Annotated in this window: 11 protein-coding genes; 4 read left to right on the top strand and 7 right to left on the bottom strand. The window is 65.4% G+C overall.

The genetic code is table 11. The annotated features are described in order from the left end of the window. Together AADJ04_RS15620 and mltB are read left to right on the top strand one after the other, a co-directional pair. Window positions 1-819 (top strand): transglutaminase-like domain-containing protein (locus tag AADJ04_RS15620; RefSeq protein ID WP_341240172.1); only part of this gene is annotated, 819 nt, incomplete at its 5' end. A gap of 9 nt (window positions 820-828) precedes the next feature. Then, on the top strand, window positions 829-1,920 hold the full coding sequence (gene mltB, locus AADJ04_RS15625) for a lytic murein transglycosylase B (RefSeq protein WP_341240173.1): 1,092 nt from the start codon (window positions 829-831) through the stop codon (window positions 1,918-1,920). 45 nt (window positions 1,921-1,965) lie between these two features. Here mltB and AADJ04_RS15630 read toward each other — a convergent pair whose 3' ends face one another. After that, window positions 1,966-3,312: a branched-chain amino acid ABC transporter substrate-binding protein gene (locus AADJ04_RS15630; protein WP_341240174.1), complete on the bottom strand. Its 1,347-nt coding sequence runs from the start codon at window positions 3,310-3,312 to the stop codon at window positions 1,966-1,968. A 92-nt stretch (window positions 3,313-3,404) separates the two neighbouring features. Between AADJ04_RS15630 and AADJ04_RS15635 the strand changes: the two genes are divergently transcribed. Then, window positions 3,405-3,800: an Hsp20/alpha crystallin family protein gene (locus AADJ04_RS15635; protein WP_198846041.1), complete on the top strand. Its 396-nt coding sequence runs from the start codon at window positions 3,405-3,407 to the stop codon at window positions 3,798-3,800. A 100-nt stretch (window positions 3,801-3,900) separates the two neighbouring features. Here AADJ04_RS15635 and AADJ04_RS15640 read toward each other — a convergent pair whose 3' ends face one another. The 6 genes from AADJ04_RS15640 to AADJ04_RS15665 form a co-directional block, all read right to left on the bottom strand. Beyond that, window positions 3,901-5,109 (bottom strand): ABC transporter permease, encoded by a 1,209-nt coding sequence (locus AADJ04_RS15640; RefSeq protein WP_341240175.1) that lies wholly within the window; start codon window positions 5,107-5,109, stop codon window positions 3,901-3,903. Continuing rightward, window positions 5,109-5,903, bottom strand: a complete 795-nt coding sequence (locus AADJ04_RS15645; protein ID WP_341240176.1) for an ABC transporter ATP-binding protein — start codon at window positions 5,901-5,903, stop codon at window positions 5,109-5,111. Before AADJ04_RS15645 ends, AADJ04_RS15640 begins: the two co-directional genes overlap by 1 nt. Continuing rightward, window positions 5,900-7,249: an efflux RND transporter periplasmic adaptor subunit gene (locus AADJ04_RS15650; protein ID WP_341240177.1), complete on the bottom strand. Its 1,350-nt coding sequence runs from the start codon at window positions 7,247-7,249 to the stop codon at window positions 5,900-5,902. The genes AADJ04_RS15645 and AADJ04_RS15650 overlap by 4 nt, the downstream gene beginning before the upstream one ends. Window positions 7,250-7,329: 80 nt before the next feature. After that, window positions 7,330-8,751, bottom strand: a complete 1,422-nt coding sequence (locus tag AADJ04_RS15655; RefSeq protein ID WP_341240178.1) for an efflux transporter outer membrane subunit — start codon at window positions 8,749-8,751, stop codon at window positions 7,330-7,332. A 305-nt stretch (window positions 8,752-9,056) separates the two neighbouring features. Continuing rightward, window positions 9,057-10,106, bottom strand: coding sequence for a tRNA (adenosine(37)-N6)-threonylcarbamoyltransferase complex transferase subunit TsaD (gene tsaD, locus AADJ04_RS15660; protein WP_341240179.1), 1,050 nt, complete (start codon window positions 10,104-10,106; stop codon window positions 9,057-9,059). 68 nt (window positions 10,107-10,174) lie between these two features. Continuing rightward, on the bottom strand, window positions 10,175-11,338 hold the full coding sequence (locus AADJ04_RS15665) for a branched-chain amino acid ABC transporter substrate-binding protein (RefSeq protein WP_341240180.1): 1,164 nt from the start codon (window positions 11,336-11,338) through the stop codon (window positions 10,175-10,177). Between the two features lie 121 nt (window positions 11,339-11,459). On the opposite strand from AADJ04_RS15665, the gene AADJ04_RS15670 reads away from it, so the two are divergent. Next, a complete protein-coding gene (locus tag AADJ04_RS15670) occupies window positions 11,460-11,675 on the top strand; it encodes a hypothetical protein (protein WP_341240181.1) in 216 nt (71 codons plus the stop codon). Window positions 11,676-11,832: the final 157 nt, after the last annotated feature.

Genomic DNA, 11,832 nt, shown 5'->3' on the forward strand with positions numbered 1-11,832 from the left:
GATGAGTTCTGGTTTGACCGTAAAGAAGGATTTTGCGAACACATTGCCTCCGCCTTTGTGGTGCTGATGCGCGCCATGGACGTGCCTGCGCGCATCGTCACCGGCTACCAGGGCGGCGGACAAAACTCGCTGGATGGCTACTGGACCGTGCGCCAAAGCGATGCCCATGCCTGGGCGGAGGTATGGATCGCCGAGCGTGGCTGGGTGCGGGTGGACCCCACGGGCGCCGTAGCACCTGGCCGCGTTGGTGCTTTTGAGCGCCTGCCCATTCCCCAGGGGGCGATTGCGTCGGCCGTGGGCAACGTCATCAGCGCGAACGCACTTCAGCAAATGCGTGCGGTATGGGAGGCCGTGAACAACCGCTGGAACCAGTGGGTGCTCAACTACAGCCAGAACAGCCAGATGGACTTGTTGAAGAAACTGGGGTTTGAATCGCCCAGCTGGCAAGACCTGACCACGATCCTCGGATCGCTGCTGGGCATGGCTGCCCTGGGTGGCGCCACGTGGACCTGGTGGGAACGCCGCCAGCATGACCCGTGGCTGCGCCTGCTGGGGCGCACGCGCAAGCGGCTGGAAGCGGCCGGGTTGCCACTGCCCGATCACCTGCCCCCACGCGCCATCGCGCAGCGCGTACAGGCCCATTGGGGCACGGCCAGTGGCGCGGCGGCACCGAGCACACAAGCCCAGGTGCAGCGCATCCGCGACTGGCTGCTGCGGCTGGAGCAGGTACGCTATGCCCCGCAACCGGCCCAGCAACTGGGCACGCTGCGGCGCGAATTCAACACCCTTTCTTGGCCCCAATCCACCCCAGGCCAGTGACCTGACTGCATGTTCAAAACTGTTCTTCTTGCTACTGCTTTGATAGCTGCTTGCGCAATACCTGCAAGCGCCAAGCCCCAAAAACCCTCACAAAGCGCGAGCCGCAGCAACGCCGTGCAGGGCAGCACCCCCTATGCCCAGCGCGACGATGCCATGCAGTTTGCCGACGACCTGGCAGAGCGCCGGGGGCTGGACCGGGAATGGGTGCGCCAAGCGGTGGGCCAGGCACGCTTCTTGGGTTCGGTGCCCAAGCTCATGCTGCCGCCCGCCAAAGGCACGGCCAAGAACTGGCGTGTGTACCGCAGCCGCTTCATCGATCCCATCCGTATCCGCGCAGGCGTGCGGTTTTGGCAGGAACACCGCGAGGCCCTGGCTCGCGCCGAGCAGGAATACGGTGTGCCCGCCGAGATCATCGTCGGCATCATCGGGGTAGAGACCATCTACGGCCAGCAAATGGGCAACTTCCGCGTGATGGACGCGCTGGCCACCCTGGCGTTCGACTTCCCCACGGCCCACCCGCGCGCCAAAGAGCGCACCGAATTCTTCCGCCGCGAGCTGGAGCAGTGGCTGAGCCTCTCCAACCGCACCAACATCGATCCGTTCGAGGTGCGCGGCAGCTACGCGGGCGCAATGGGGCTGGGGCAGTTCATGCCTTCCAGCTGGGCCCGGTTTGCCGTGGACTTTGATGGCGACAGCCGCATCGATTTGTTCAGGAGCCCCACGGACGCCATCGGCTCTGTGGCCAACTACTTCAAGGGCCACGGCTGGACCACCGGCATGCCCACGCATTACAGCGTGCAATTCGACCCCGCCACGGTGAAGATGGACGAATTGCTGGCCCCCGACATCCTGCCCACCTTCAGCGCCACCAGCATGCAGGCCAAGGGCGCTTTGCTGGATGCGGCGGGCGCCCAACACGCTGGCCCGCTGGCCCTGGTGGAACTGGAAAACGGTGGCGATGCGCCCACCTACGTGGCGGGCACCGAAAACTTCTACGCCATCACGCGCTACAACTGGTCCAGCTACTACGCCATGGCGGTGATTGAGCTGGGGCGCGAAGTGGCCGCCGCACGCAACGCGACTTTGGCCTCCAGCCGCTGACACGCCACGAAGGCGGAGCCCGGCGGCTGCCGGGATCCACCGCTATCAAGGCCGCTGCATGTTGCAGCTGTGCGGCTGCTGCGCCTTGGCCGCAGGAATCTGCCGCACCACGCGAAAGCCGTAGCCCGAGCCCTCCACGTCAAACTTGACACCGGGCGCGCCCTTCTTGTCCATCACACCCACGGCCAGGGCTTGCTGAAACTGGTGGTCGGCAGCACGCATGGTGCCGCCCTGCCCCGCCAGTTGCACGCTGGCCTTTTCCATTTGCCGCGCCACGGCCACCACATCGGTGGAGCCGGCCCGCTCCATCGACTGGGCCAGGGCCTCGATCATGAGCTGCATGCGCATGTGCACATAGTCGTCCTGCGGCTTGGGAAAGCGTTCGCGGAAGGACTGGTAGAACGCCTCGCTCTGCGCACCCGGCACATTGGGCAGCCAGTCGGCCACGGCCACCACCTTGCCAATGCCCGCATCACCCATGGCGGCGGGCGCGCCCAAGGCGTTGCCATAGAAGGTGTAGAAGCTGCCTTCGTAGCCCACCTCGCGGGCGGCTTTCACCAGCAGGGTCAGGTCGTTGCCCCAGTTGCCAGTCACCACCGCCTGCGCGCCGCTGCTCTTGATCTTGACGGCGTAAGGCGCAAAGTCTTTGACGCGGCCCACCGGGTGCAGCTCGTCGCCCACCACGGCCACATCGGGGCGCTGCGCGGCCAACTGCTTCTTGGCTTCGCGCAGCACAGCCTGGCCAAAGCTGTAGTCCTGGCCAATCAGGTACACGCTCTTGAGGGCTTTGTCCTCACGCATCACCTCCATCAACGCGGCCATGCGCATGTCGGCGTGGGCATCAAAGCGGAAGTGCCAGAAGCTGCACTTTTCGTTGGTGAGGATCGGGTCCACCGCCGAGTAGTTCAGGAACAGCACGCGTTTGCCGGGTTCACGCTCGTTGTGCTTGTTGATGGCTTCGATCAGCACCGCAGCCGTGGCCGACGAATTGCCCTGCAAGATGACTTGCGCGCCGTCATCAATTGCTGCGCGCAGGGCCGACAAGGCTTCTTCGTTCTGGCCCTTGCTGTCGTAGCGTTCCAGCACCAGCGGGCGCTTGCCACCAGCTGCAGCGGGCAAGGCCACACCACCGCGCGCATTCACACGTTCCATGGCCCAGTACACGTTGCGAAACACCGCCTCGCCTGTGTTGGCAAAGGTGCCTGAAAGGCTTTCGATCAGCGCCACCTTGATGGGTTTGCCCGCAGGGGCGGCAGCGGCAGGCGCTGCGGTCTGGGCCCAGCCCGACGCCACGGGCGCCAAGCCCATCACTGCTGCGCCGGCGACGGCACAAACAGCCCGAAATAGTGCTGCACGGCGCCATTTCAAGCCCGCAGTCTGCAATTTATTCATGCTCATTTTTCCCTTGAAATCCTGCGGCGGCGCACACACCTCCTGTGCATGCGGCGACCACGTCGAGAGCCGCGCAGTGTATAGGAGTCTCCATGTTCTTCACCCCCGTCATCCGCCGCGCCGCTTACACCCACACACCCCGCTCTGCCGACCTGGCTTTGCAACGTTTTTTGATGGGCACGCTGGGGGCAACCGCTGGTGGTACCAGTCAGCCAGCGGGCTACACCGTTACCCAGGATGACAAGCACACCACGCTGCAACTGGATGTGCCCGGTCTGTCACGCGAGCAACTGAACATCACCATCGAAGGCAATGTAGTCAAAGTGCAAAGCGTGGAAGGCGCGCCCCGCAGCGTTCAGCGCGCCTGGGAACTGGCGCAAGACATTGACACCGCCGCCAGCACTGCCAAGCTTGAAAACGGTGTTCTCACACTGACCCTGGCCCGCGTTGAGCCCGCCAGCAAAGCCACCTCGCTGACCATCCACTGAACCACGGCGCACGCCGTCAAAAAGGCCGCTTTCTTCACGATCGAAAGCGGCCTTTTTGCGTTCTGTCCCGCAGCAGCCGAGGGCTATCACAGCCCCCCGGCTATTCGTGGCGCAAGGCGTCGATGGGGTCCATGTGCGCTGCACGGCGCGCCGGGAAGTAGCCAAACACCACGCCGATGCCTGCAGAAAACACGAACGACAGCAGGTTGACCGCAGGATTGAACAGGTAAGGCACACCCATCACCTGCGCCAGGCCCAGCGATGCCACGGTGGCCAGCACAATGCCCACCAGGCCGCCCAGCGCAGCCAGCACCACCGCCTCAATCAGAAACTGCAGCAGTACCTCGCGCTCCAGCGCGCCAATGGCCAGGCGCAGACCGATCTCGCGGGTGCGCTCGGTCACGCTCACCAGCATGATGTTCATGATGCCGATGCCGCCCACCAGCAGGCTCACGGCGGCCACGGCGCCCAGCAGCGTGGTCATCACCTTGGTGGTGCCCGCAAAAGTATCGGCCAGTTGCTTGGTGTCGAGTACATTGAAGTTGTCTTCGTCCGTGTCCGAGAGCTTGCGCAGCTCACGCAGCAGCTGCGTCAGCGCGCTTTTGACGCGGGTGGGGTCGCTGCCGTCCTGCATGGACACCAGCAGCGTGTTCACGCGGGTGTTGCCCGTCACGCGTCGCTGCAGTGTTTTGAGGGGGATGAGCACCATGTCATCCTGGTCATTGCCAAACGCCCCCTGGCCCTTGGAGCCGAGCACGCCCACCACTTCGCACGAGAAGGCTTTCACGCGAAGCTGTTCGCCCACCGGGTCGCGGCCGCCATACAGCTCGCTGCGAATGGTCTCGCCGATCAGGCACACGGCGGCCCCGGCACGCAGTTCGGGGTCGGTGAAAGTGCGGCCTCCGGCCTGAACCGTCCAGTTGCCTGTCTGCAACCAGGCATTGGTGCTGCCGATCACGCTGGTTGTCCAGTTGCGCCCGCCGGCCACCACCGTGGCGCCTGCACGCGCCTCCGGCGCCACTGCCAAGATGCCGCCGATCTGCTGCGCAATCGCGTCGGCATCGGTGTCCTTGAATGACGGCGCGCCGGTACCACCACCCGGCCCCATGCGCTGGCCTGGCCGCACTTGCAGCAGGTTGGTGCCCAGGCTGGAGATTTGCGTCTGCACAGCCAAGGTGGCGCCGTTGCCCAGCGTCACCATGGTGATCACCGCGCTCACCCCGATCACGATGCCCAGGATGGTGAGGAACGAGCGCATCAGGTTGCGCCGGATGGAGCGCAACGCGAGCAAGATGGTGTTGAACAGCATCACGCGACTCCCTGGCTGGCGTCAGCAGCCACCACCGAGGCGTGCTTGCCACGCAGCCCGACCGGGTGAGGGTTGAGGGTGTCCGAATCCACCACGCCATCGACAAACCGCACCATCCGGCGCGCGTATTCGGCCATATCGGGCTCGTGCGTCACCATCAGCACGGTAATGCCCTGCTCGGCATTGAGCCGCCACAGCAGTTCCATGATTTCGTGGCTGCGTTGGGTGTCGAGGTTGCCGGTAGGCTCATCGGCCAGAAGCACCACGGGCTCGGTCACGATGGCCCGGGCAATCGCTACGCGCTGCTGTTGCCCGCCCGAGAGTTCGGCCGGGGTGTGATGCTCCCAGCCTTTGAGCCCCACCGCCTCCAGCGCCCGTGCGGCAGCCGCCTTGCGCGTGGCCGCAGATTCGCCCCGGTACAGCAGCGGCAACTCCACATTCTCTTGCGCCGAGGTGCGTGCCAGCAGATTGAAGCCCTGAAACACAAAGCCGAAATAGCGGCGGCGCAGCAGCGCGCGCTCGTCGCGCGAGAGGGCTTCGACACGCACGCCCTTGAACAGGTATTCGCCGGTGGTGGGCCGGTCCAGGCAACCCAGCGTGTTCATGGCGGTGGATTTGCCCGACCCGCTGGGGCCCATGATGGCCACGAAGTCGCCCTGCGCAATCCGCAGGTCCACCCCCCTGAGGGCCTGGAAGGCCAGCGCCCCTTCGCCATACACCTTGGTCACGCCACGCAACTCGATGATGGGCGCCTCGGCTGGCGGGCGCCCTGGTTCAGCCTGCGCAGCGGTCATGGTGCCGCCTTGCCCATGCGCTGGTCGGTGATCACCTGCGCGCCAGGCTCCAGGCCCTCGGCACTCACCTCGGTCATGCGGCCATCGCTGATACCCACCTTCACGCTCACGGGCTGGGGCACACCGTCCTGCAGCAGCCAGATCTGGCGCGTCTGCCCGGCGCCAGCCCCCCCGCCGCCAGCCGTTTTGCGGCTGGAGCTGCGTGGCGGGCCGGGCATGAGCTGCGAGACGATGCCGCGGTTGGCGCTGGCAGGCTTGCCAGCCGCCTCGGCGCCCGCCTGGGCGGGGGTGAAGCGCAAGGCGGTGTTGGGCACCAGCAGCACGTCGTTGCGCTCGGTGGAGGTGATGGTGGCCGCTGCCGTCATGCCGGGGCGCAGGCTCAGGTCGCTGTTGTCCACGTCCAGCCAGGTGATGTAGGTGACGACGTTGTCAGTTTTGGTGGAGCCAAACGACACGCGCGTGACCTCGGCCGGGTAGCGGCGCGAGGGGTAGGCGCTGACGGTGAAGCTGGCCTTTTGCCCCACGGTGAGCGAGCCCACATCGGCCTCGTCCACGCTCACATCCAGCCGCAGGCGCGTCAGGTCTTCCACCACCGTGAACAGCGTCACCGCTTGCAGCGATGCGGCCACGGCGTTGCCGGGCTCGACACTGCGGGTGAGCACTACACCGTTGATGGGCGAACGGATCGATGCCTTCGAGAGATTGGTTTCGTCGGTAGAGAGCGCCGCACGGGCGTCATCGACCGATGCACGGGCACTGGCCTCGTCGGCCTTGGCGCGGTCCAGCGTGGCCTGGCCGGCATCCAGTTCGGTGGCAGACGGCACCTTGCCGCCGGACAGGCGCGCCACTTCCTGCAAACGCGCCAGTCCCGCCGTGGCCTCTTTGGTGGTGGCCACGGCCTGCGCCAGCCTTGCCTGGGCGGCAGCCAGCGATGCACGCGAGCGCAGCACCTGCGCTTCGAGCTTGGCGGTGTCCAGTTCCACCAGCACCTGGCCCTTCTTGACCTTGTCGTTCACATCGACCAGCACGTTGCGCACGGTGCCCGAAAGCTCGCTGCCAATCGTCACCGACCGGGTGGGCTGCAAGGTGCCGTTGGCCGCCACGCTGAGTGTGAGGCTGCCGCGGCGCACTTCTTCCGTCACATAGCTGGGGGCGGCGTTGGCCGCCTTGCTGCTCTGCCAGGCATACACGCCCCCCGCAGCCACCAGCAAGGCAGCCACGCCAATCCACAGCGTGGTGCGCTGCCACCAGCGGCGCCGAGGCGCCGCCCCCAGCAACCCGGCCAGGTCTGCAGCCTGTGCCGACGCAGCCTTTGGAGATTTCACAGAAGTGTCAGGATGGTTCATGGATCAAGAATCAAAACAACAAGATAAAGAGCCCGTGGCCCGCACCAGGCTGCACCGGTAGGGGCGCCAAGAGCGCCTGGCTATTGCCAGCCGCCGCCCAAAGCTTTGTAGAGCCGCACATGGTCCGCCGCAACGCTGGCCACCGTGGTCGCCACACTGTCTTGTGCAGACAGCTGCGTGCGCTGGGTTTCCAACACGGTGGCGAAATCAATCAGGCCACTGGCGTAGCGCTGCTGCGCCATCAATGCGGCATTGGCGGCGGCATCGGCTGCGGCCTGCAGGCGCTGCAACCGTTCACGGTTGCCTTGCAAGGCCACCAGGGCATCTTCCACGTCCTTCAGCGCTGCAAGCACCGTGGCCTCGTACGCCACCCGCAACTGTTCCAGCGCAGCCTCTTGCGAACGCACCTGGGCACGGGCCGCGCCACCATCGAACAACGCCGCCGTTACACCCGCAGCGATTGAGCTGGTCACCGCATTGCCCGCCGTGAGCGCCCCCACGGTCAAGGCCCTCAGCCCCAGGGTGCCGCTGAGCGAAAAATCCGGGTAGCGCGCGGCATCGGCCTGCGCCACGCGCGCTGCGGCGGCTGCCACGCGGTGCTCCGCCGCACGCACATCGGGGCGCTGACGCAACGTCTGGGCCGGAATATCCAAAGCCAGGTCGTCAGGCGGCACGGGCACCATGGCCGTGGCATCCAGCCGCGCGTTCAGCGCCGCTGGTGGCTGCCCCGTCAAAACTGCCAAGCTGTGGCGCGACTGGGCCAGGCTGCTTTGCAACGCCGGTATCTGGGCGGCGGTCTGCTCTGCTGCGGCCCGGGCCTGTTCGGCCACCAGCGAGGTGGTCAACCCGGCCTGCAGGCGCCACTGTGCAATCTGCAAGGTTTCTTGCTGGCTGGCGAGATTGCTGCGCGCAATTTGCAGGCGCTGCTGCAGCCCGCGCAGCTCGATGTAATTCACCGCCACTTCTGCCGCCAATGACACCTGCACATCGGCCAGGCTGGCCCGTGCGGCACGGGCATCAGCTTCAGAGGCATTCACACCGGCCCGCAGGCGGCCAAACACATCGGGCTCCCAGCTGGCGTCAAACCCTGCACTGAAGCTGTTGCCGGTGCTGCCCGACGCCCGGCTGCGCTGCGCAGAGCCCGAAGCACCCAGCCGGGGCAAGGTGCCAGCCGTCTGCACGTCCACCAGCGCGCGCGATTGCTGCAGTGCCGCCTGGGCACTGCGCACCGAAGTGTTGGCGGCCAGGGTCTCGCTGATCAGCACCGTCAGTTCGGGGTCGCCCAGCCGCTCCCACCACTGCACTAGCGGTGTGGCGGCGCCCCCTGCCCCAGCCGCTGACCAGCCTGCAGGCACTGCCACGGGCGGCAACTGCGCATCGGGCGGCTGCAAGGTGCTGCAACCGGTCAGCAGCACGGCCAAAGCCAGCGCAGCACTGGCAGATGGCACACCGCGCGGCCAACGCCCAGCAGCGACAGGGGACTGGAAAGGGGAAGATTTCATGGATCTATTTGCAAATCATTCTCAGCAAAGTCCATTGTCACGGTTTCCCTTGTCGCTCTGAAGGCGCTTGTGTCAACCAGAGGTAAAGAAATCAAGCGGCCCGCGCCGCCAGGCTTGTAGCTGGGGCCGTGCGTGCTGATTTCACCCGCTCCACAGGGCACTGCGAGATGCACGCCTCCTCCACCGGCGGAAGGGCCTCTGGCCGCTCACAGCGCCGTTGCAATACTAGTCTTTTAGGGCTCTAGCGCTTATTAAACAAGCGCCAGCAGCTATATTTTTAATAGCAAATAGGACTCCAAGCCAGATCAGGCTACAGCTGCCGTGATGGCATCCAGCGGCCAGCGCGGCTTCACGTCAAAAGCGTAGGCGGTGTTGGCCTGTTGCTGCCCCGCCTGCAGGCGCATGGCGGCGGCCATGGCAATCATGGCGCCGTTGTCGGTGCACAGATGCAGTTCGGGGTAGTGCACGCGCACACGGGCTTTGCTGCAGGCGGTGTTGAGTTGTTCGCGCAGCAGCCGGTTGGCACCCACGCCGCCCGCCACCACCACGCGCTGCAGACCGGTTTGCTTGAGGGCTGCCAGCGTTTTCTTCACCAGCACTTCCACAATCGCGGCCTCGGTGCTTGCGGCCAGGTCGGCCTTGCGGGCTTCTAGCTCGTCGCCCAGCTTCTTGGCCTGGGTGAGCACAGCAGTCTTGAGCCCCGCGAATGAAAAATCCAGATCGCCGCTGTGCAGCAAAGGCCGTGGCAGCTTGAAGGCTGCCGCATCACCCTGCTGCGCCATGCGCGACAAAGCGGGCCCACCGGGGTAGCCCAGGCCCATGAGCTTGGCAGATTTGTCAAACGCTTCGCCCGCCGCATCGTCAATGGTTTCGCCCAAAATTTCGTAGCGCCCCACCCCATCCACCCGCATGAGCTGGGTGTGGCCGCCCGACACCAGCAGTGCGACGAAGGGGAACTCAGGCGGGTCAGCACTCAAGAAGGGCGAAAGCAAATGCCCCTCCAAGTGGTGCACGCCCAGCACGGGCTTGCCCAGCGCCGCGCCCAGGGCGCAGGCCACACCTGCCCCCACCAGCAGGGCCCCGGCCAAGCCTGGGCCTTGGGTGTAGGCGACCACGTCCACCTCGGCCAGGGTTTGGCCGGCATCGGTCAGCACCTGGGTGGCCAGCGGCAGCACGCGGCGGATGTGGTCGCGGCTGGCCAGCTCGGGCACCACGCCGCCATAGGCCTGGTGCATTTCAATTTGGCTGTGCAATGCGTGCGACAGCAGCACGGGCACGCCAGTGTCGGCAGAACGCACCAGCGCCACGCCCGTTTCATCGCAAGAAGATTCAATACCCAGGATCAGCAGACTCATGCCCTGAGTGTAAAACCCCTGCCCTGGCGCAGCACGGTGCTGCGCCCCCAGCCCTCACGCCTGCGGGCTTACCAGGGGTCTGAGCGCATGCGCAGTTCCCAGGCCCCGCCGCGCAGTTCATACACGCCGACGGCGCCGTAGCGCTGCTCGCCCTTCTCGTCCCAGCTCATGGTGCCAATCACCGGGGCATAGCCGTTGATGGTGCGCATGGCCTTGATGATGTCCTTGGGCTCGGCCGACTTGGCCTTTTGCATGGCGGCTGTCAGCACATAGGTGCTGTCGTAGCTGTAGTGGCCGCCATAGGCCGGGGGCTTCTGGTAGGCGTCGATGTACTTCTCCAGGAAGGGCTTGCCGGTGGTGAACTCCTTGGCCTCCAGCACGGGCGACGTGGCGTACAACCCCTCAATCAAGCCCGCTCCCTTGGCCATGTCGGTGGTCTTCACCGTGTCCCCACCCAGCAGCTTGACTTGCGTGTGGCCCACCTTTTGCAGGGCTTTGAGCAAGGCCAGCGCCTGGAAGTCGTTGAGCGTGGAGACGATGACTTCGACCCGCGCGGCCTTGAGCTCACCGGCCAGCGCGTCAAACTCCACCGTCTTGTCGTCAAACGACTTGCGCACCACCACTTCCTTGTTTTCGGCCTTGAGCTGGGCGGCGGCACCATCGGTCAGGCCTTTGCCGTAGGGCGTGCCATCGTCCAGCGCGGCATAGCGGGATGCGCTGAGCTGCGTGGCGGCAAACGAGCCAATGGCGCGGGCCTGCAGCGTGTCGTTGGCCACCATGCGGAAGGTGGAGTTCAAGCCCAGCTGGGTGAACTTGGGGTTGGTCGAAATCGCAATCTGGGCGATGTCCTTGGCCGCATAGATGGGCGCTGCCTCAATGCTCACGCCCGAATTGAGGTGGCCAATGACCGCCACCACCCCGGCGTCCACCAGTTGCTGGGCCACTTGCTTGCCGGTGGCTGCGTCGGCCTTGTCGTCCACCGACACCACTTCCAGCTGCACGCGCTTGCCATCGACCATGAAGCCATCGCGGTTCAGTTCTTTCACCGCCAGGTTCACGCCGTTGAGCAGGTCCTGCCCCAGCGCCCCCAAGGGGCCGCTCAAAGGCTGCGCCACTCCGATCTTGATCGTGTCTGGCACTTTGCTGCAACCCGACAACAGGGCGCCAGCCACGAGTGTGGGAAGCAAGGCCAGGGCCAACGGAAAACGGCGACGCGCAACGGAATTCTTCATGCAACGGGCTCCAAATGAAAATGAATGGCAAAGTGCCCGGAGGTATAGGTGAGCTACGCGCTCCGCACCACCGGGTGCCCCTGCTGGGGTAACATTCATTAGCAATTGTTATGCCCTGCAAATGCAGCCATCACGGTGTGTGGGCTGCCGCGAGCCCGGCCTGGTGCCGGTGCTGCCCGATGTGGTGGATGTGACGCGCGACTTCTGGCTGGTGGCCCCGGCCGAGCGGCGCGAACTGGCCCGCATCAAAGCCCTGTGGGACTACCTGCGCCGCGTGACCGAGCTGAACCAGGACTTTCTGATGGGCCAGTCTGCCGAAATCCGGTGGGTGCCATGACGGTGGCGCGGGGTGAGCCCCACCGCCCACACTATCAAAAAGATAGCTACTCGCGCTTATCAGATGAGCGCTGCAGCCTCAAAAGACCAAAACCTGGAGAGCCCGCAGCCACAAGGGCTGCGCACCGCTGTGGCGCGGGCGAAGTGGTCAACGCCCG

This window comes from uncultured Acidovorax sp., from assembly GCF_964021665.1.
Lineage (GTDB): Bacteria > Pseudomonadota > Gammaproteobacteria > Burkholderiales > Burkholderiaceae_C > Acidovorax > Acidovorax temperans.

Bases quoted from the DNA above. Each gene is read 5' to 3' on its own strand.
- mltB (WP_341240173.1), top strand. From the start codon at position 829: ATGTTCAAAACTGTTCTTCTTGCTACTGCTTTGATAGCTGCTTGCGCA.
- AADJ04_RS15670 (WP_341240181.1), top strand. From the start codon at position 11,460: ATGCAGCCATCACGGTGTGTGGGCTGCCGCGAGCCCGGCCTGGTGCCG.
- AADJ04_RS15665 (WP_341240180.1), bottom strand. From the start codon at position 11,338: ATGAAGAATTCCGTTGCGCGTCGCCGTTTTCCGTTGGCCCTGGCCTTG.
- AADJ04_RS15635 (WP_198846041.1), top strand. From the start codon at position 3,405: ATGTTCTTCACCCCCGTCATCCGCCGCGCCGCTTACACCCACACACCC.
- tsaD (WP_341240179.1), bottom strand. From the start codon at position 10,106: ATGAGTCTGCTGATCCTGGGTATTGAATCTTCTTGCGATGAAACGGGC.
- AADJ04_RS15640 (WP_341240175.1), bottom strand. From the start codon at position 5,109: ATGCTGTTCAACACCATCTTGCTCGCGTTGCGCTCCATCCGGCGCAAC.
- AADJ04_RS15655 (WP_341240178.1), bottom strand. From the start codon at position 8,751: ATGAAATCTTCCCCTTTCCAGTCCCCTGTCGCTGCTGGGCGTTGGCCG.
- AADJ04_RS15630 (WP_341240174.1), bottom strand. From the start codon at position 3,312: ATGAATAAATTGCAGACTGCGGGCTTGAAATGGCGCCGTGCAGCACTA.
- AADJ04_RS15645 (WP_341240176.1), bottom strand. From the start codon at position 5,903: ATGACCGCTGCGCAGGCTGAACCAGGGCGCCCGCCAGCCGAGGCGCCC.
- AADJ04_RS15650 (WP_341240177.1), bottom strand. From the start codon at position 7,249: ATGAACCATCCTGACACTTCTGTGAAATCTCCAAAGGCTGCGTCGGCA.